Source organism: Massilia sp. BSC265, assembly GCF_000740675.1.
In the GTDB taxonomy this organism is placed as follows: Bacteria; Pseudomonadota; Gammaproteobacteria; order Burkholderiales; family Burkholderiaceae_D; genus Telluria.
Map to the genome: position 1 here is coordinate 172,692 of NZ_JPXI01000039.1, position 18,068 is coordinate 190,759.

Sequence of the window (18,068 nt, forward strand, 5' to 3'; positions counted from 1 at the left end):
ACGAGGCCCTGTTAGTTTTGTGGAATCAACCGGAACTCTTAACCGAAACGGCCGGTAATGTAGTCCTGGGTTTCTTTACGGGCCGGGTTCATGAAGATCTGGTCGGTCTCACCGAATTCGACCAGCTCGCCAAGATACATGTAGGCAGTGTAATCGGAACAACGTGCGGCCTGCTGCATGTTGTGGGTCACGATCGTGATCGTGTAGTCCTGCTTCAGCTCGCTGATCAGTTCTTCGATCTTGGCGGTCGAAATCGGGTCCAGCGCCGAGGTCGGCTCGTCGAGCAGCAGGACGTCGGGCTTCACCGCAACGCCGCGCGCGATGCACAGACGCTGCTGCTGGCCGCCGGACAGCGACAGGCCGCTCTTGTTCAGCTTGTCCTTGGCTTCTTCCCACAGGGCCGCCTTCTTCAGCGCCCATTCCACGCGCTCGTCCATCTCGCCCTTCGACAGGTTCTCGTACAGGCGCACGCCGAAGGCGATGTTGTCGTAGATCGACATCGGGAACGGGGTCGGCTTCTGGAACACCATGCCGACTTTCGCGCGCAGCATGTTGACGTCGACGCCCGGCTCCAGGATGTTACGGCCGCGGTACATGATCGAGCCCTCGGCGCGCTGCCCAGGGTACAGGTCATACATGCGGTTCAGGGTGCGCAGCAGGGTCGACTTGCCGCAGCCCGACGGGCCGATGAAGGCCGTCACCTGCTTGTCGTGGATGTCGAGCGAAACGTTCTTCAGGCTCTGCGTCTTACCGTAGAAGAAGTTCAGGCCGGAGATCTCGATGGTCTTGGTCTTGGCCGGGCTCGGGACCTGGTTTGGCATAGCTTGGGTCATCACTTTTTCTCAGATAGGTTAGATCAACGCGGAGTCTTTTGGCTGAACAGGGTCCGCGACAGGATGTTCAGCAGCAGCACGGTAAAGGTCACCAGGAGCGCACCGCCCCAGGCCAGCGAACGCCAGTCGTCGTAGGGGCTCATCGCGAACTGGAAGATCACGACCGGCAGGTTGGCCATCGGCGCGTTCATGTCGTTGCTGTAGAACTGGTTGTTCAGCGCGGTGAACAGCAGCGGCGCGGTTTCGCCCGAGATGCGGGCCACGGCCAGCAGCACGCCGGTGACGACGCCGGCCTTCACGGCGCGCAGGCGGACCGTCATCGCCACCTTCCAGTGCGGGGCGCCCAGGGCGTAGGCCGCTTCCAGCAGGCTGTTCGGCACCAGGCGCAGCATGTTGTCGGTGGTGCGCACCACGACCGGGATCGCAATCAGGGAAAGCGCGATGCTGCCGGCGTAGCCCGAGAAGTGCTGGACGTTGGCGACGTAGATCGCGTAGACGAACAGGCCGATCACGATCGACGGGGCCGACAGCATGATGTCGGTAACGAAGCGCGTCACCTGGGCGAAGCGGTTGTTCTCGCCGTACTCGGCCAGGTAGATGCCGGCCAGGATGCCGATCGGGGTGCTGACCAGGGTCGACAGGCCGACCATCATCAGGCTGCCGACGATGGCGTTGCGCAGGCCGCCGCCTTCGCTACCCGGGGCCGGGGTGTCGGCCGTGAACATCAAGGTAGAGACGGCGCCGAAGCCGTTGACCAGCAGGGTGAACAGGATCCAGGCCAGGAAGGCCAGGCCGATGCCCATCGCAATCACGGACAGGACGATGCCGACGCGGTGCGCCAGCAGGCGCTTGCGGTAGACGGGGTTTTTTGCAATGGTATTCATGAATGTGCGCCTTATTTGGTACCTTCGTTGCGGGCCATCCCGACCAGCATCAGTTTTGCTGCCGACAGCACGATGAAGGTGATGGCGAACAGGATCAGGGCCAGCGCGAACAGCGAGGACGAGTGCAGCGGCGTGGCGGCTTCGGCGAATTCGTTGGCCAGGGTCGAGGAAATCGAGTTGCCGGCCGAGAACAGCGACCAGGACAGGTCGTGGGCATTGCCAATCACGAAGGTAACGGCCATGGTCTCGCCCAGGGCGCGGCCCAGGCCCAGCATCACGCCGCCGACCACGCCGTTGCGGGTGTAGGGCAGCACCACCTTGCGCACGACTTCCCATTTGGTGCAGCCGAGGCCGTAGGCCGATTCCTTGAGCACGGTGGGGACGATTTCGAACACGTCGCGCATCACCGAGGCGATGAAGGGAATGATCATGATGGCCAGGATCAGGCCGGCGGTCAGGATGCCGATGCCCATCGTCGGCCCCTGGAACAGCTGGCCGATCACCGGCAGCTGGCCAATGGTATTCTTCAGCAGCGGCTGGACGTGGTCGGCGAACAGTGGGGCGAACACGAACAGGCCCCACATGCCGTAGATGATCGAAGGCACGCCAGCCAGCAATTCGACCGCGGTGCCCATCGGGCGGCGCAGCCACACCGGGCAGATCTCGGTCAGGAACAGGGCAATGCCGAAACTGATCGGGAAGGCCACCGCCAGGGCGATGATCGAGGTGGCGAGCGTACCCCAGATGGCGATCATGGCGCCGAACTGGTCGCCTACCGGATCCCACTCCACGCGCGAGATGAAACCGGCGCCGAATTCCTTGAAGGCCGGCGCAGCACCGATGACGAGCGAGATGATGATCCCGACCAGCACCAAGAGGACCGACGCCGCGAACAGCAGCGTGATCTTGTGGAAGAAGAAGTCCTGGATGCGCTGGTTGCGCATGGTCTTGCGCAGGGCTGCGGACTGGTGGGCCGCATCGACCGCTGCCGGATCAGCCAGGTCCTGCAGCGCGATGGATGGTTGTACGCTCATAGCTTTTTGTCAATCTTTCTGGCAAACGGAAGGGCCCGCCTCGGCTATACCTCGACCGGCCCTTTCCTCATGCTCTATGGGTTGATTACCAGACCGCCTTGCCCGAGGCGTCCTTCAGGTTGGCGCGCCAGGCATCCTGCACCAGCTTGACGACGCTGTCCGGCATCGGCACGTAGTCCAGCTCGCCGGCTGCGGCGTCGCCGTTCTTGTAGGCCCAGTCGAAGAACTTCAGCACTTCCTTGCCGGTGGCGGCGTCCTGGGTCTTGTGCACCAGGATGTAGGAAGCGCCGGTGATCGGCCAGCTGGCCTTGCCCGGCTGGTTGGTCAGCACCACCGCGAAGCCCGGGGTGCCGGCCCAGTTGGCGCCGGCGGCGGCGGCCTTGAAGGCTTCGTCGCTAGGTTGCAGGAACACGCCTTCGCGGTTCTGCAGCTGGGTGTGCTGCATGCGGTTCTTCTTGGCGTAGGCCCACTCGACATAGCCGATCGCGCCCTTGATCCGCTGCACGTTGGCGGCGACGCCTTCATTGCCCTTGCCGCCCACGCCCACGGCCCACTTCACCGCGGTACCGGCGCCGACCTTCGCCTTCCATTCAGGGCTGGACTGCGACAGGAAGTCGGTAAACAGGAAGGAGGTACCCGAGCTGTCGGCGCGGCGCACGACGGTGATATCTTCTGCCGGCAGCTTCACGCCCGGGTTCAGCGCGGCGATCTGTGGCGCATTCCACTTGGTGATCTTGCCCAGGTAGAGGTCGGCGAGCACGGCACCGGAGAGGCGCACCTGGCCCGGGGTCACGCCCGGCAGATTGATGACCGGGACCACGCCACCCATGATGGCCGGGAACTGGAACAGGCCGGCGGCATCCAGCTCGGCGGGCTGCAGCGGCATGTCCGACGCGCCGAAGTTCACGGTCTTGGCCTTGATCTGCTTGATGCCCGCACCCGAGCCGACCGACTGGTAATTCAGGCCGGTGCCCGATGCCTTCTGGTACAGCTCGGCCCATTTCGCATAAATCGGGTACGGGAAGGTAGCGCCGGCGCCGGTGATGTTGGCGGCCTGGACGCTCGCGGCGATGCTCGAGGCGGCGATGGCAATGGAGACAAACAGATGCTTCATGCGCATGATGGATCCTTTCAGAGAGGCTCGGGAGCGGCACCCCGCTCATTGACGCTGCGAAGTCTACTGGCCGAATATGACAAGTTCATGACAGATGTAATAATTGGGGCAAACGCGCGGAGAATACGCAGAAAATCCCTCAGCGGGCGCACGTATGTCAACGCGGTTCCCGCCATCTTGTCAGGCGGAAGTCCGCCTCGGCCCGGCACGCGAAAAGGCGGCCCCGACGATGCAAAAATATTCGGATTCCGCCCCTCCCTTCCCTTGTAAATACCTGGCCCTCTGCTAAGCTGAAAGCGTGTTCTTCATAGAGAGGGGATGCTGAAAGGCGTTATTTTTTATGTTTAGTGTCATGGTGTTTGGGATACTCAGCGGCTTGGCCGGGCTGGTAGCCTTCGAGGTGTGGCAAGAAATCCGTGGGAGCTCGGAAAAGTTGCACGATCACTATCACGAATAGTGTCGACCCGGATTGCCGGGTCATGTCATCAAGCGAAAAAGCGGCGAGGCCCGATGGGCGCTCGCCGCTTTGCATCATGACCCACCGGATGGTCCTGTTCAACCCCGCTCGGCGTGGCACATCAGCGTAAAAAACGCGCCACCGCCGTCATCGCCGCCAGTTCCAGGTTCAGGAACTGGAAGCCGACCTTGAATTCACCATTGCTGAAGATGCAGTACAGCGCCTTGACGCGCGCGTTGATCGGCACGATGCTGCCGTCGACCAGCAGGTCGAAGCCGACCTGGCCGGCCTGCCCGACCAGCAGCGGGTCCGGCAGGTTGATGCTGACGCCATTGGCGCCGAGGTCGCTGGTACGGCCGCTGACCGGCGCCGCGCCTTCCATGGCGACACGCGCACGCACGCGCAGCACCTTGCGTTCGGATTTTCTTTGTTCGTTAAACACGTTGTACCATTGTTACGGATGAGCAAGCCAGTATTATAGAAGTTCAGTCAAGCTCGCGCAGCTTGGTGAAAGCCTCGTCGATACGCTCGACCGCCACAATGGTCATGCCCTCGATCTTCTGCTTCGGCACGTTGGCCTTCGGGATCACCGCGATCGAGAAGCCCAGCTTGGCCGCCTCGCGCAGGCGCTCCTGCCCACGCGGCGCCGGACGGATCTCGCCGGCCAGGCCGACTTCGCCGAACACCACCAGCCCGCGCGGCAGCGGCTTGTTGCGCATCGAGGAATTGATGGCCAGCAGGACCGCCAGGTCGGCCGCCGGCTCGGTAATCTTCACCCCACCTACTGCGTTAATGAACACGTCCTGGTCGAAGGCCGCGATGCCGGCGTGGCGGTGCAGCACCGCCAGCAGCATCGCCAGGCGATTTTGTTCCAGGCCGACCGACAGGCGGCGCGCATTCGGCAGGTGGCTGGCGTCGACCAGGGCCTGGATCTCGACCAGCAGCGGGCGCGTGCCCTCCTGGGTCACCATCACGCAGGAACCCGGCACCTGGCTGTCGTGCTGCGACAGGAACAGGGCGGACGGGTTCGACACGCCCTTCAGCCCTTTTTCCGTCATGGCGAACACGCCCAGCTCGTTCACGGCGCCGAAGCGGTTCTTGATCGCGCGCACCAGCCGGAAGCTCGACTGCGTATCGCCTTCGAAATACAGCACGGTGTCGACGATGTGCTCGAGCACGCGCGGGCCGGCCAGCGCGCCCTCTTTCGTGACGTGGCCGACCAGGATGATGGTCACGCCGGTTTGCTTGGCCACCCGGGTGAGCTGGGCCGCGCACTCGCGCACCTGGGCCACCGAACCCGGCGCCGAGGTGAGCGCGTCCGAGTACAGGGTCTGGATCGAGTCGATCACCGCTACTTCGGGTTTTAAATCGGCCAGGGTGCCAAGGATCTTTTCCAGTTGGATCTCGGCCTGCAGCTTGAGTTCGGCCGAATCCACCGACAGCCGGCGTGCGCGCAGCGCGATCTGGGCGCCGGACTCCTCGCCGCTCACATACAGGGTGTTGCGGGTCGCGGCCAGGTTGGCCAGGGCCTGCAGCAGCAGGGTCGACTTGCCGATGCCGGGGTCGCCGCCGATCAGCACGACGCCGCCGGCCACCAGGCCGCCGCCCAGCACGCGGTCGAATTCCTCGATGCCGGTGCCGAAGCGCGGCACGTCCAGCGCTTCGATGTCCTTCAGGGACAGCACCGGCGCCGTCTGCGCCAGCGCCTTATGCTGCGTCTGCGACATGCGGTTCACGCCCTGCGGCTCGATGACGGATTCCACCATCGTGTTCCAGGCCTTGCAATCCGGGCACTGGCCGGTCCAGCGGCTGGCGGTCGCGCCGCACTCGCTGCAGGTATAAGCGGTTCGGGATTTAGCCATCGGTTCCCATTCTTCCTTCAGTCACGCGCACCCGCGGGGCGAGTGCGCACATCAGTTCATAGCCGATCGTGCCGGCGGCCTGGGCCACCTCGTCGACCGGCAGGCCGTCGCCCCAGAGCGTCACCTTGCTGCCGACTCGCGCATTGGCGATCGGGGTCAGGTCGACCGTCATCATGTCCATCGACACCCGCCCCACCAGGGCGGTGCGCACGCCGTCCACGATCACCGGGGTGCCGTGCGGCGCGTGGCGGGGGTAGCCGTCGGCATAGCCGCAGGCCACCACCCCCACCGTCATCGGCACAGTCGCCTCGAAGCGGCTGCCGTAGCCGACGGTGTCGCCGGCGTCGATCCTCTGGATGCCGATGATCTCGGAGCGCAGTGTCATGGTCGGGCGCAGGCCATAGTCGGTTGCGGAGCGTCCGCCCGGGGTGCCGCCGTACAGCATGATGCCGGGGCGGACCCAGTCGTTGGATAGGGCATCGCCCAGCTCGGCCTGGTGCAGCACGCCGCCGGAATTCGACAGGCTGCGCTCGCCCGGCAGTTCGCCCGCGCCATACTGGAAGCGGCGCACCTGCTCGGCGATGGTCAGGCGCGGGTGTTCCAGTTCGTCGGCATTCGCGAAGTGGGTCATGTGGGTGATGTGGCGCACGTCCGGAATGGCGCGCAGGCGGCGGTAGGCCGCCTCGTACTCGCCTGGCGTGAAGCCCAGGCGGTTCATCCCCGTATTCATCTTCAGGTGCACGTCGATCGGGCGGACATGCCGGGTGTATTCCAGCATCTTGATCTGCTCGATGTTATGCACCGCGCTATTGATATTGTGCTCGGCCAGCAAGGGCACGTCGGAGGCGTCAAAGATACCCTCGAGCAGCAGGACCGGCTTGACCCAGCCGTTCTGGCGCAGCCAGAGCGCGCCTTCGGTCTCGACCAGTGCCAGGCCGTCGGCCTGCACGAAGCCGCGCATGCCGCGCTCCAGGCCATGGCCATAGGCGTTGGCCTTGACGACCGCCCAGATCTTCGCATGCGGCGCTTCCATGCGGGCGCGCTGCAGGTTGTGCTGCATCGAATCGAGGTGGATGGTGGCGGAAAGCGGGCGTGGCATGGCGAAAACCGGCGTTTTAGCCGCAGTTCGGGAAAGGGTCTATTTTACCGGACCGGGCCGGAGAACGCTTTTGACATGGCTGGTTTTCCTTTTGGCGCGGAGAGCATTCATGGTATAAAGCAACTCGAACCAGTTTTTACTCTTTTCGAATGAACCGTGGCTTTTATACCATCATGGCGGCGCAGTTCTTCTCGTCGCTGGCAGACAATGCGCTCCTCTTTGTTGCGATCAGTCTGCTGACGTCGATGAACGCCCCGGCTTCGCTGACTCCGCTGCTGAAGCTGTCATTCGTCCTGTTCTACGTGCTGCTGGCCGCGTTCGTCGGCGCCTTCGCCGATTCGCTGCCCAAGGGTCGCGTGATGTTCATCGCGAACCTCATCAAGATCTTCGGCTGCGCGCTGATGTTCCTGACCGTGCACCCGCTGCTCGCCTATGCCGTGGTCGGCTTCGGCGCCGCCGTTTATTCTCCCGCCAAGTATGGCATCCTGACCGAACTCCTGCCGCCCGAGAAGCTCGTTCCGGCCAACGGCTGGATCGAAGGCCTGACCGTCATGTCGATCATCCTCGGCACCGTGGCCGGGGGCGCCCTGGTGAGCGAGCGCGGCGCCAGCTTCCTGCTTGGCCTGGACCTCCCGGGTGTGACGACCGGCGCCGAAGCGGCAATGGCCGTGGTGGTCGGCGTCTACATCCTGGCCGCGCTGTTCAACCTGCGCATCCCGGATACCGGCGCCAGATACGAGCACCAGGAACGCAATCCGGCCAAGCTGATCGCCGACTTCGCCAACTGCTCGGCCACCCTGTGGCGCGACAAGCTGGGCCAGATCTCGCTGGCCGTGACCACCCTGTTCTGGGGCGCCGGCGCAACCCTGCAGTTCATCGTGCTGAAATGGGCCGAGCGCTCGCTGCACATGCCCCTGGATAAAGCCACCAACCTGATCGGCGTGGTCGCGATCGGCGTCGCCCTGGGCGCGGCGATGGCGGCGCGCATGATCCCGCTGCGCAAATCCCTCACCGTGATCCCGCTGGGGATCATCATGGGCCTGGTCGTGTGCAGCATGATTTTTGTCACCTCGGTGAACCTGGCCTACCCGCTGCTGGCGCTGATCGGCTTCCTCTCCGGCTTCTTCGTGGTGCCGATGAACGCGCTGCTGCAGCACCGGGGTCACGTATTGATGAGCGCCGGCCACTCGATCGCGGTTCAGAACTTCAACGAGAACCTGTCGATCCTGACCATGCTGGCCCTGTACGCCATCATGATCACCATGAACCTCGACCTGGACATCATCATCGTCATGTTCGGGATGTCGGTGGCGGGCATCATGTTCTTCATCGGGCGCCGCCACGCGGCCAACCAGCGCGAGCACGATTCGCTGGCGCTGATCGGCGAGGAAAAGCACTGATTCATTTTACGTATCACAGTGCCTTGATGCATATGTGATACGTATTACACCGCCTTGACCATCCTTCGCGCGGCGGCGCGCTCGCGCCAGTCGTTCGGCACGATGAAGCCGCGCTCGATCTCCTCGATCATCTGCCCGGGCGCATAGCGCACGGTCGAGACCAGCACCGGCGTCGACGAGGTCTCGAACTGCGCCGACAGCTCGGCATGCAGCTGGGCGCGGTTCAGCATCCAGGTGGCCGAGGCGGCGCGGAACGGCGCCAGCCACTGCAGGCGCGGCAGCACCAGGAACTCCTCTCCGGCCAGCCCGTCGATCTCGTCGAGCGCACACCAGAAGCCGCGGCAGTGGCCCGCAGCGATCCCGCGCATCGCCGGCCAGCTGCCGGACGGGTAGAACAGCCAGCCCTTCACCAGGGCCCTGGCCTTCCCCACAGGACGCGGCAGCAGGGCCTGGGCGGCCGGATGCTCGCCCAGGCTGAGCTGGCGCTCGAAGACCTTGCGCATCTTGAGCCCCAAGCTGTCGGCCAGGTTGGGGCCGACCAATGCATCGAATTGTTGCCCGCCTTCGCCGTCGAGCAAATAAAACTTGGTGGCGAACTCGATGTGCTCGACCGCATCCGGCCCGTCTTCGAGCAGGAAGTCGAACTCGCCGATGGTGTCGTTGCGGCTGGCACGCACCTGCAGGCCGTGGGCGACCAGGCGGCCGTGCTGCGCGAAATAGAAGGCCAGCAGCTTTTCGGCATACAGGCCGAGGCGGGTATGGATCTTCCCGCCCAGCGCTTCGTCCAGCGGTGCGGGATCGAGGTCGATGCGCCCCAGCCAGTCGGCGACCTCCGGTCCCGGCTGGCCGAGGGTGGCGATACGGCCGGCCCACAGCGGGTCATCGGCATCGAGCAGGTCGGGCGCGTCGAGCAGCCAGGCCAGCGCCCGAACCCGGGCGCGCCGCAGGTGGCCCCAGCGGCGGTGGAAGCCTTGCTGGTAAGTCTCAGCCGGCGCGTCCATGGGATGCTTCACCGGCGGCTTCACCGGCGGACTCGCCAGCAGCCTCGCCAGCAGCACGGGCCCGGCACAGGTCGGCCCAGGCCAGCGCCTTGTCGCTCCCGCGCCGCAGCAGTTCGCCCGGGTGCAGGGTGGCGACCAGGGGCACATTGCCCAGCCGGTGGACGACGCCGCGCGCGCCCGCCAAGGGTTCGGAGAGCGGCTTGCCGAGCAGGCCGTTGGTCGCCACCTGGCCCAGGGTCAGCACCAGGCCGGCCCCGACCAGTTCGCGTTCGCGCTCCAGGAAGGGACGGCAGGCTGCCGCTTCCTCGAGGGTCGGCGCACGGTCGCCGCCATTGGCGTTGGCGGGGCGGCACTTCACCAGCGTGGTCACATAGACATCGCTTTCGCGCGACATGCCGACCGCCGCCAGCATGTTGTCGAGCAGCTTGCCCGGCTCGCCGGTAAGCGGCTGGCCGGCTTTTTCATCGAGTGCACTGGCGGTGCCGGCGGCAAGCAGCCAGCGTGCCCGGCGCGCGCCGGATCCCAGGACCGGCTTGCGGCCTTCGCTGCAGGCGCTGCAATGCTTGCAACTGGCGATGGCCTGGCGCAGGGCGGACCAGTCCATGGTCGAGACGTCGAGGCGTTCGGGTTCGGCCTCCTTGCCCCAGGCGCTTTCCTCCCTCGGGGGCGGTGTCCATGCCGGACGGGCCGCGGGTTCGGCGACCTGGCGCGGCATCGGGGGCGGCGGCAGGGGCTGGGCCTGCGGTGCGGGCGCGGCTTTCGCAACGACCGCGGGTCCGGGCTCCGCCGACGCCGGCGCCGCCTGCCCCACAGGCGCGGGTTCGGCTTCCGCTTCCGCAGCGGTTTCCGGCACCGCGCGCAGGCTCCACAGCGGACCGATGCCCATCTCGGCCAGGAAGGCGGCGTCGCGATCGCTCAAGCGCTTCACAGATCGATCCTCATCACAATGGCGTCCTCGCGCTGCCCGCCGTGCGCCGGGTAATAGCCCTTGCGGCGCCCGATCTCGCGGTAGCCGTAGCGGCGGTAGACGGCAAGCGCGCGTTCGTTGGACGGACGCACCTCCAACAGCACCGAAGCCATGCCCTGCTCGCGGGCGCGAGCGCCAACGCGGTCCAGCAGGTGGCGCCCCAGCCCCTGGCGCTGGCGGCCCGCAGCCACCGCCACATCGAGCAGGTGGGCCTCGTCGACCGCATACATGAGCAGGTAGTATCCGGCCAGCCGGCCTTCCGCGTCGCGCGCGGTCCAGGCGTCGTACCCGCTGTCAAGCGACTCGATGAAGTTGGCACGGCTCCAGGGATGCGGGAACACGCTGCATTCGAGCGCGTATACCTCGTCCACGTCGGCGAGCAGCATCGGCGCGAACGCCAGGCCGCGCACCTGGCTACCCGAGTCTTGCAGGACCGTCATGCCCCGGCCTTTGCTGCATTGATGGCCTGCCGTTCGGCGCTGGTATAGGCCACCTTGTTGCGCAGATAAAGGGGCTGGGCCTGGGCGGGTGGCACGGCCAGCCCGGCAGCCAGGGCCGGTGCGCCGAGCAGCGCCAGTTCGCGCGCGTGCGGCAGGATGTCGTCCAGCGCACCGGTGGCGAAGGCCTTGCCGGCAAACGCGTCCGGATAGGCGGAAAAACCGTTGCCGCAGGCCACCAGGCCCTCGGCCGGCACCGGTTCCAGGTCTTGCGGGGCGCACAGCGCGGGCGCGGCGACTTCAAGCCAGGCCCCGCTGACGGCATCGTGCCGGTACTGGGCCCAGTACACCTCGCCCATGCGGGCATCCAGCACGGCCAGCACCTCGCTGGCGCCGGTGCGCGCGCGGCAGGCTTCGGCCATCGCCTTCAGGGTCACCAGGGGTACTACCTGCAGGCCGGCGCCGAAGGCCAGGCCCTGGGCCACGCCGCAGGCCGTGCGCACGCCGGTGAAGGAGCCGGGACCGGCGCCGAAGGCGATCGCGTCGCAGTCGGCCAAGCCTAAGCCGGCTTCGCGCAGCAGTTCCTGCACCATCGGCAGGACCGATTGCGAATGGGTGCGCACGCCGGACGTGGCGCGGGCGATGACGCGGTCCCCGTCCAGCAGCGCGCAGGAAGCGAGCTCGGACGAGGTTTCAATAGCGAGAATCTTGGACATGCCCGTATTTTACCTGCTCGGCCAGGCCCTAGCCACGTCGACCGCCCTCGGCGCAACGCCTGGAGCAACAGCGGGCCCGGACACGGTACAATCCGCCTCATGCAAAGCCTGACCCTGGATTCCGACACCCGCGAGGCCATTGCCGCCGCGATCTCCGGCGACGCCATGACGGTCGCCTGCCTGTGCGCCGCCTGGTGCGGCACCTGCTCGTCCTACCGCGCCACCTTCGAGGAGCTGGCGCTGCGCCATCCGGACAAGACCTTCGTCTGGATCGACATCGAGGACCAGGCCGACATCGTGGGCGACCTCGACGTGGAGAACTTCCCTACCCTCCTGGTACAGCGCGGCGACACGGTCGCGTTTTTCGGCACCATGCTGCCTGATGGCGCCGTCGCCGACCGCCTGGTACGAGCCCAGGCCGACATCGCGCCTGAAGACCTGGCGCGCCTGGCCGCGTCCAGCGAAGAACGGCGGGCCTGGCAGCGCGACTGCAACCTGCGGGTCCTGCTGGCTGCCTGCAAGGAATAAGGCAGGCAAGCGGCGATACGGCAGCAGGCCGGGATCTGCCCGCTCGCCTGCCGGATTCACTGCGAGAAAGTCCAGGAAGCGGCGGACTGCGGGCACCATTCGCCGAGTTCCGCTCCCGGCGCGAGCGATTCGGGCTGTCGGCGCCCGGTACTAGGCCAAGCGCAGCGGCAGGCTGCGCAGCCGCTGCCCGGTCAGCTTGAACACGGCGGAGGCCACCGCCGGCGCGATCGGTGGCACAGCGGGTTCTCCCACGCCTTCCGGATGTTCGCTGCTGGGCATGACGATGGTGTGCACCACGGGGACCTCGTTCATGCGCAGCACCGGATAATCGCCGAAGTTCGACTGCTGCACCTCCCCGTCCTTCAGCGTGATCTCGCCGTACAGCGCAGCCGACAGCCCGAACAGCACGCCGGATTCCACCTGCTGGGCGATGATGTTCGGATTCACCGCCAGGCCGCAGTCGATCGCGCACACCACGCGATGGACACGGATCTGCTTCCCTTCGACCGACACCTCGGCCACCTGTGCCACCGTGCTGCCGAAGGAGCGGTGCAAGGCCACGCCGTGCGCGCGACCTTCCGGCGGCCGGCCGGCATTCGCCACGGCGGCATCGAGGGTCGCCAGCGCGCGCGGATGGCCGCGCAGCAGCGCGCGCCGGTAGTCGACGCCGTCGCGCCTGGCGGCATGGGCTAGCTCCTCGAGGAAACCCTCCTTGAAGAAGGCATTGTGCGAATGCCCGACCGAGCGCCAGTAACCCAGCTGCACAGGGCTGTCGACGATCACATGGGCGATGCGCTGGTTGGCGATCGCATACTGCATGTCGTATTCGCCCTCGGCCGTGGTCTTGTCCGGCCCCAGGCCCGGCAGTCCGAGGTTGCGCGGAAAATACTGGTGGCCGATGGCGCCGCTGGCCGACTTGTTGTCCCAGGCCAGGATATTGCCGTTCGCGTCGAGATGGGCGCGGAAGCGCGCGAGCGCCGCCGGGCGGTAGACGTCGTGGGTCGTATCGTCCTCGCGCGTCCAGATCAGCTGCACCGGCTTGCCGTCGATGGCCATCGCCACCGTCACCGCCTGCGCCACCATGTCGGCTTCCAGCCGGCGTCCGAAACCACCGCCCAGCAGCATCACCTCGATGGTCACGTCGGCGCGATCGACACCCGCCACGCGCGCCGCCACGTCCACTGCGATGCTCGGCACCTGGGTCGAGGCCCACAGGCGCACCTTGCGGCGCCCTTGCGCGTATTCGACCTGGGCGGTGCAGTTGACCGGCTCCATGGCCGCGTGCGCCAGAAAAGGCGCGCGGTACTCGGCGGTCACCGTCATCGCCACGCCGTCCACGTCCTGGGTGCCCGCTTCGTGGTAGACGTAGCCGCCCTCCTCGTCGAGGGCGCGCGCGAAGTCCCCGAAAATGGATGCGCTGGAGAACCAGCCTGTTTTCTTGACCTGCCACTTCACCTGCAGCGCGTCCAGGGCCCGGCGCGCCTGCCACCAGTGGGCCGCGACCACGGCAACGCCGACGCCGTAGCCGCTGCGCCCGTCGGTCATGCCAGGGATCGGCACTATCTTCAGCACGCCGGGCATGGATGCCGCGGCGTCTCCTTCGTACCCGAGGTAGGTGGCGCTCACCATGGGCGCCATCTTCACCGCCGCGTACACCATGCCCGGCACGCGCGCGTCGATGCCGAAGCGCGCGCTGCCGTCGACCTTGGCGCGGCTGTCCAGCCGTGGGAGGGGCTTGCCGATCAGGCGGAACTCGCGCGGCTCCTTCAGGCGTACATCGCTGCTGTCGATCCCGGCGCCGACCCGCGCCGCCTCTGCAGCCAATGCGCCATAGCCTGCGCGGCGCCCGTCCGGGCCCAGGACGACACCGTCTTCGGTACGCAGGCGCGCCGCCGGCAGCTTCCATTGCTCGGCCGCGGCCTTGACCAGCATGGCGCGCGCCACCGCGCCGGCCTCGCGCATCGGCAGCCAGGCATCCTTGACGCTGGTGGAACCGCCCGTGAACATGATGCCCATTTCGCGCCCGAGCTTGGCCATCAGCCACTGCGCTCCCTGGCGCGCGCTGCCCGTGTCGTCGGGGTGGAAAGGCAGGTTCTCGCGCAGCACCGTGAGGTTGGCAAAGATCTTGTCGATCGGCGCCTGGGCGATCCGTACGCTGGACAAGGGTACGTCGAGCTCCTCGGCCACCAGCATCGGCAGCGCGGTGTGCACGCCCTGCCCCATCTCGCTGCGCGGCACCACGACCGAGACCGCGCCATCCGGGGCGATGGCGATCCAGCCGTTCAGGGCTACCGTGTCACCGCCGAGCGCCAGCGGATTGGCCGTGTGCAGGCGCTGGCGCGGCGGCTGTACACCCCAGCCGACCAGCATGGCGCCGCCGGCGAGCAGGCCGCCCAGCAGGAAGCGGCGGCGCGAGCGTCCCTTGCGGCCAGGCGCGCCCGCCACGCTCACCTCAGGTTTCGCTCGCTTCGGATCTGCCTGCCTCGTTCGATTCATCGTGTTCCTGTTCCTGTGGCCTTCCCCAGCGCGACAGTATATCGCCAGGCGCGACCGGCCGGCTGTAGAGGTAGCCCTGGGCCTGGCGGCAGCCGTGCCGCAGCAGGAAGGCGGCCTGTTCCTTGCTTTCCACCCCTTCCGCGACCACCGACAGGTTCAGGCTCTTGCCGAGCTGGATGATGGCGACCGTGATGGCCTCGTCGTTGGCGTCAAGCAGGATGTCCTGGATGAAGCTGCGGTCGATCTTCAGGGTCTGCACCGGCAGCTGGCTCAGGTAGGCCAGCGAGGAATAGCCGGTGCCGAAATCGTCGATCGCCAGGCCGACGCCGACCGCGCGCAGGTCGTTGATGTGCTGCAGGGCGTCGCCGGTGTTCATGATGACCGACTCGGTCACCTCCAGCTGCAGCCGCCCCGCTTCCAGGCCAGTGTCGGCCAGCACCCCGGCCACCATCGGCGCGATGCTGCCGCGCTCGAACTGGCGCACCGACAGGTTGACCGCCATCTTGGGCACGTGCAGTCCGGCCCGGCCCCAGCGAACCATCTGCGAGCAGGCCTCGGCCAGCACCCACTGGCCCAACTGGCTGATGAAGCCGGTGTCCTCGGCCACAGGGATGAAGCGCACCGGCGCCACCATGCCCAGCTCCGGGCTGTTCCAGCGCACCAGGGCTTCGACGCCGACCAGGCCGCCGGTATCGATGTCGACCTGGGGCTGATAATGGAGGAAGATCTCGCGCCTCTCGATCGCGCGGCGCAGCAGCGACTCCAGGCGCAGGCGCTCCACGCCCTCGCCGCTCATCGACGGCGCATAGAACTGGTAGCCGTTGCGGCCACGCGCCTTGGCCTGGTACATGGCGATGTCGGCATTCCGGACCAGCATGTTCAGGTCGGTGGCGTCCTGGGGGAACAGGCTGATGCCGACGCTACCGGTGACGAACAGTTCGTGGCCGGACACGGTGACCGGCTGCTCGAACAGGGCCATCAGCTTCTCCGCCACGTGGGCAGCGCCAAGGCTGCCCACGTCTTCCAGCAGCACGATGAATTCGTCGCCGCCCAGGCGCGCCAGCGTATCGCCCTCGCGCAGGCAGGCGGCCAGCAGACCCGCCACCTGCTTGAGCAGCGTGTCGCCCACATGGTGGCCGAGGGTGTCGTTGACGTTCTTGAAGCGGTCCAGGTCGATGAACAGCACCGCCAGCTGCTGGCCCTCGCGCGCGCAGCGGACCATCGCGTGCTGCAGGCGGTCGTGGAACAGCAGGCGGTTCGGCAGCGCGGTGAGCGGATCATGGTGGGCCAGGTGGTCGAGCTTGTCCTGCGATTGCTTGACCTCGGTGATGTCGCTGAACACGCAGACGTAATGCGTGACCTCGTCCTTGTCGTCGCGCACGCTCGACACCGTCAGCCATTCCAGGTAGCCCTCGCCGTTCTTGCGGTTTTCCCAGCGTTCGCCACGCCAGAAGCCGCTATCGGCCAGGTCGCGCCACATCTCCCGGTAGAGGGGATCCTCGTGGCGCCCGGCGCGCGTCAGGCTGGACTGCTGGCCGAGCGCTTCCATCTCGGTGTAGCCGGTGATCTGGGTGTAGGCGGGATTGATCGCGACGATACGCCCATGCACGTCGAGCACGGCCACGCCGTCGGCGATGTGCTCGAGCACGGTGGCCGACAGGCGCAGCTTTTCTTCCGCCAGCTTGCGCTCGGTGATGTCGGCGAAGACCCAGATGCTGCCATCGTTCGGCCGTGCCGCGTCGAGGGCGCAGCCGCTCACCAGCAGCCAGGACAGGCTGCCGTCGCGGCGGCGGAACTGGATTTCCTCTCCGGGATCGAGGCCGCCTGCGATCGCCGGGTACTTTTCAAGCCACACGCGCTCGTATTCGGCCCGGCCCGGGAACAGGATCTCGGTCGACCTGCCCACCATCTCGGCTTCGCCGTAGCCGAACAGCGCTTCGGCGCGCCGGTTGGCCGAGACGATGCGGCGCTCGCGCACGAACAGGACGCCGAACATGACGTTGTCCAGGATCGCGCCCTGCTCGGTGAGCAGGGCCTCGATGCGCATCTCGTTGTGCTTGCGCTCGCTGATATCGTAGATGATGCCGTCGACCCGGAATGCTTCGCTGCCCCACTCGCCCTGTGGCTGGCCGATCTCCAGCACCCAGCGCTCGATGCCGCCGGCGTCGATGATGCGGTACTCGACCTCGTAGGGGCTGCCGGTCTGCAACGCGTCCTTGGCGGCATGGCGCTGCATGCGCCGGTCCTCCGGATGGATGATGCCGGCCCAGTCATCGGTGGTGGCCAGCATGAAGCGCTCGGCCGGGTAGCCGGAAATCTCCTCGATGGCGTCGCTGACGAAGTCGATCCGGCCGCCCGGGCGCGCGCGGAACACGGCGCCCGGCACCTGGGCGACGATGGTCCGGAACTGTTCCTCGCGCCGCCCGATGTCGGCGAACAGCTGGCCGATCGCCATGCGCATGCGCTCCATCTGGAGGCCAAGGCGCCCCAGTTCGTCGTCGACGGGCAGTTCGAGCGGGGTGTCGAAGTCGCCGCGCGCCAGGCGGTCGGAAAAACTGGTGAGCGTGCGCAGCGGCGACAGCAGGCGGCGCCTGATCAGGAGCGCGATCAGGACCAGCGACACGGCGAGCTGGATCGCCAGCACCAGCGCGTAGTTGCGCTGCTTGGCGCGCAGGTCCAGCAGGTTGAGATGGTCGCTCATCTCGATCATCACGTGGCCGATCGCCTGGCCGCGAACGATCACGTCGCGCTCGGCGCGGTAGATGCCGGAGCCGGGCGGCGCCGGCGTGTGGCGGCTGATTACTTCTGCCTGCGCCAGGTCGCGCACCGTCACGCGCACGATGGCCGGGTCACGCACGAAGGAATCGAGCAGCGAACCCGCCGCTTCGAGGTTCATGTCCCATAATGATTCCTGAACGCCGAGCGCGAGCGTGTCGGCATTGCGCTGCAGCGTATCGTTCAGGCTGTGGAGCGCCGCTTCGCGCTGCTTCACGCCGACGAGGAACCAGCCGCCCGCCAGCGCCGGCACGGCCAGGCCGACGAAGACCACCAGCAGCAGCGCGCCATAGATCGAACGACCGTACAGTTTGCGCAGCCTGGAAGGCAGGGCGCGGAAGGAAAAACGTGGCAGGGACATGGGGTTTCGGCCTGTGCCCTGCCGCCAGGCAGGGATTTACGTAGAGCAATAGAATTGCTCGATTATGCATGTCGGATGACAAAGAGTCATCAATTTGCATATTT

15 protein-coding genes are annotated in these 18,068 nt (G+C 66.6%); 2 read left to right on the forward strand and 13 right to left on the reverse strand.

The features are described 5' to 3' along the window. Window positions 1-38: 38 nt before the first annotated feature. The 7 genes from pstB to alr all read right to left on the reverse strand — a co-directional run bounded on the left by pstB (window position 39) and on the right by alr (window position 7,283). Window positions 39-833, reverse strand: coding sequence for a phosphate ABC transporter ATP-binding protein PstB (gene pstB / locus MA09_RS19665; RefSeq protein ID WP_051933622.1), 795 nt, complete (start codon window positions 831-833; stop codon window positions 39-41). 23 nt (window positions 834-856) lie between these two features. Further along, a complete protein-coding gene (gene pstA, locus MA09_RS19670; RefSeq protein ID WP_036252248.1) occupies window positions 857-1,717 on the reverse strand; it encodes a phosphate ABC transporter permease PstA in 861 nt (286 codons plus the stop codon). A gap of 11 nt (window positions 1,718-1,728) precedes the next feature. Continuing rightward, the gene (pstC, locus tag MA09_RS19675; protein ID WP_051933623.1) at window positions 1,729-2,751 is read right to left on the reverse strand and encodes a phosphate ABC transporter permease subunit PstC; all 1,023 of its coding nucleotides are present in this window, start codon (window positions 2,749-2,751) and stop codon (window positions 1,729-1,731) included. Window positions 2,752-2,836: 85 nt separating this feature from the next. Next, entirely contained in the window at window positions 2,837-3,865 is a 1,029-nt protein-coding gene (gene pstS, locus MA09_RS19680; protein ID WP_373887858.1) for a phosphate ABC transporter substrate-binding protein PstS, read from the reverse strand. A gap of 578 nt (window positions 3,866-4,443) precedes the next feature. Next, window positions 4,444-4,764 (reverse strand): PilZ domain-containing protein, encoded by a 321-nt coding sequence (locus tag MA09_RS19685; protein WP_036252251.1) that lies wholly within the window; start codon window positions 4,762-4,764, stop codon window positions 4,444-4,446. Between the two features lie 43 nt (window positions 4,765-4,807). Beyond that, complete coding sequence (gene radA, locus MA09_RS19690; protein ID WP_036252255.1) at window positions 4,808-6,184, reverse strand: DNA repair protein RadA; 1,377 nt, start codon at window positions 6,182-6,184, stop codon at window positions 4,808-4,810. Then, entirely contained in the window at window positions 6,177-7,283 is a 1,107-nt protein-coding gene (alr, locus tag MA09_RS19695) for an alanine racemase (RefSeq protein WP_036252256.1), read from the reverse strand. The genes radA and alr overlap by 8 nt, the downstream gene beginning before the upstream one ends. Before the next feature lie 149 nt (window positions 7,284-7,432). Here alr and lplT point away from each other — a divergent pair, with 149 nt between their 5' ends. After that, window positions 7,433-8,683 carry a lysophospholipid transporter LplT gene (gene lplT, locus MA09_RS19700; protein ID WP_036252259.1) on the forward strand — a complete coding sequence of 417 codons (1,251 nt, stop codon included), beginning with the start codon at window positions 7,433-7,435 and terminating at the stop codon, window positions 8,681-8,683. Window positions 8,684-8,727: 44 nt separating this feature from the next. Here lplT and MA09_RS19705 read toward each other — a convergent pair whose 3' ends face one another. From MA09_RS19705 to tsaB, 4 genes are read right to left on the reverse strand one after another with little or no spacing between them, the layout of a single operon-like run. Then, window positions 8,728-9,684, reverse strand: coding sequence for a DUF1853 family protein (locus MA09_RS19705; RefSeq protein WP_036252480.1), 957 nt, complete (start codon window positions 9,682-9,684; stop codon window positions 8,728-8,730). Then, window positions 9,668-10,612, reverse strand: coding sequence for a uracil-DNA glycosylase (locus MA09_RS19710; RefSeq protein WP_081897704.1), 945 nt, complete (start codon window positions 10,610-10,612; stop codon window positions 9,668-9,670). The genes MA09_RS19705 and MA09_RS19710 overlap by 17 nt, the downstream gene beginning before the upstream one ends. Continuing rightward, the gene (gene rimI / locus MA09_RS19715; RefSeq protein WP_036252261.1) at window positions 10,609-11,091 is read right to left on the reverse strand and encodes a ribosomal protein S18-alanine N-acetyltransferase; all 483 of its coding nucleotides are present in this window, start codon (window positions 11,089-11,091) and stop codon (window positions 10,609-10,611) included. Before rimI ends, MA09_RS19710 begins: the two co-directional genes overlap by 4 nt. Next, complete coding sequence (gene tsaB, locus MA09_RS19720) at window positions 11,088-11,804, reverse strand: tRNA (adenosine(37)-N6)-threonylcarbamoyltransferase complex dimerization subunit type 1 TsaB (RefSeq protein ID WP_036252263.1); 717 nt, start codon at window positions 11,802-11,804, stop codon at window positions 11,088-11,090. The genes rimI and tsaB overlap by 4 nt, the downstream gene beginning before the upstream one ends. Before the next feature lie 99 nt (window positions 11,805-11,903). On the opposite strand from tsaB, the gene MA09_RS19725 reads away from it, so the two are divergent. Further along, a complete protein-coding gene (locus MA09_RS19725; protein ID WP_036252266.1) occupies window positions 11,904-12,332 on the forward strand; it encodes a thioredoxin family protein in 429 nt (142 codons plus the stop codon). 150 nt (window positions 12,333-12,482) lie between these two features. On the opposite strand, the gene MA09_RS19730 is transcribed toward MA09_RS19725, so the two are convergent. Continuing rightward, window positions 12,483-14,702 (reverse strand): xanthine dehydrogenase family protein molybdopterin-binding subunit, encoded by a 2,220-nt coding sequence (locus MA09_RS19730; RefSeq protein ID WP_051933647.1) that lies wholly within the window; start codon window positions 14,700-14,702, stop codon window positions 12,483-12,485. 82 nt (window positions 14,703-14,784) lie between these two features. Beyond that, window positions 14,785-17,964: an EAL domain-containing protein gene (locus MA09_RS19735; RefSeq protein ID WP_051933624.1), complete on the reverse strand. Its 3,180-nt coding sequence runs from the start codon at window positions 17,962-17,964 to the stop codon at window positions 14,785-14,787. Window positions 17,965-18,068: the final 104 nt, after the last annotated feature.

Bases quoted from the DNA above. Each gene is read 5' to 3' on its own strand.
- pstB (WP_051933622.1), bottom strand. From the start codon at position 833: ATGACCCAAGCTATGCCAAACCAGGTCCCGAGCCCGGCCAAGACCAAG.
- pstA (WP_036252248.1), bottom strand. From the start codon at position 1,717: ATGAATACCATTGCAAAAAACCCCGTCTACCGCAAGCGCCTGCTGGCG.
- pstC (WP_051933623.1), bottom strand. From the start codon at position 2,751: ATGAGCGTACAACCATCCATCGCGCTGCAGGACCTGGCTGATCCGGCA.
- pstS (WP_373887858.1), bottom strand. From the start codon at position 3,865: ATGAAGCATCTGTTTGTCTCCATTGCCATCGCCGCCTCGAGCATCGCC.
- radA (WP_036252255.1), bottom strand. From the start codon at position 6,184: ATGGCTAAATCCCGAACCGCTTATACCTGCAGCGAGTGCGGCGCGACC.
- alr (WP_036252256.1), bottom strand. From the start codon at position 7,283: ATGCCACGCCCGCTTTCCGCCACCATCCACCTCGATTCGATGCAGCAC.
- lplT (WP_036252259.1), top strand. From the start codon at position 7,433: ATGAACCGTGGCTTTTATACCATCATGGCGGCGCAGTTCTTCTCGTCG.
- MA09_RS19705 (WP_036252480.1), bottom strand. From the start codon at position 9,684: ATGGACGCGCCGGCTGAGACTTACCAGCAAGGCTTCCACCGCCGCTGG.
- rimI (WP_036252261.1), bottom strand. From the start codon at position 11,091: ATGACGGTCCTGCAAGACTCGGGTAGCCAGGTGCGCGGCCTGGCGTTC.
- tsaB (WP_036252263.1), bottom strand. From the start codon at position 11,804: ATGTCCAAGATTCTCGCTATTGAAACCTCGTCCGAGCTCGCTTCCTGC.
- MA09_RS19725 (WP_036252266.1), top strand. From the start codon at position 11,904: ATGCAAAGCCTGACCCTGGATTCCGACACCCGCGAGGCCATTGCCGCC.
- MA09_RS19730 (WP_051933647.1), bottom strand. From the start codon at position 14,702: ATGCTGGTCGGCTGGGGTGTACAGCCGCCGCGCCAGCGCCTGCACACG.
- MA09_RS19735 (WP_051933624.1), bottom strand. From the start codon at position 17,964: ATGTCCCTGCCACGTTTTTCCTTCCGCGCCCTGCCTTCCAGGCTGCGC.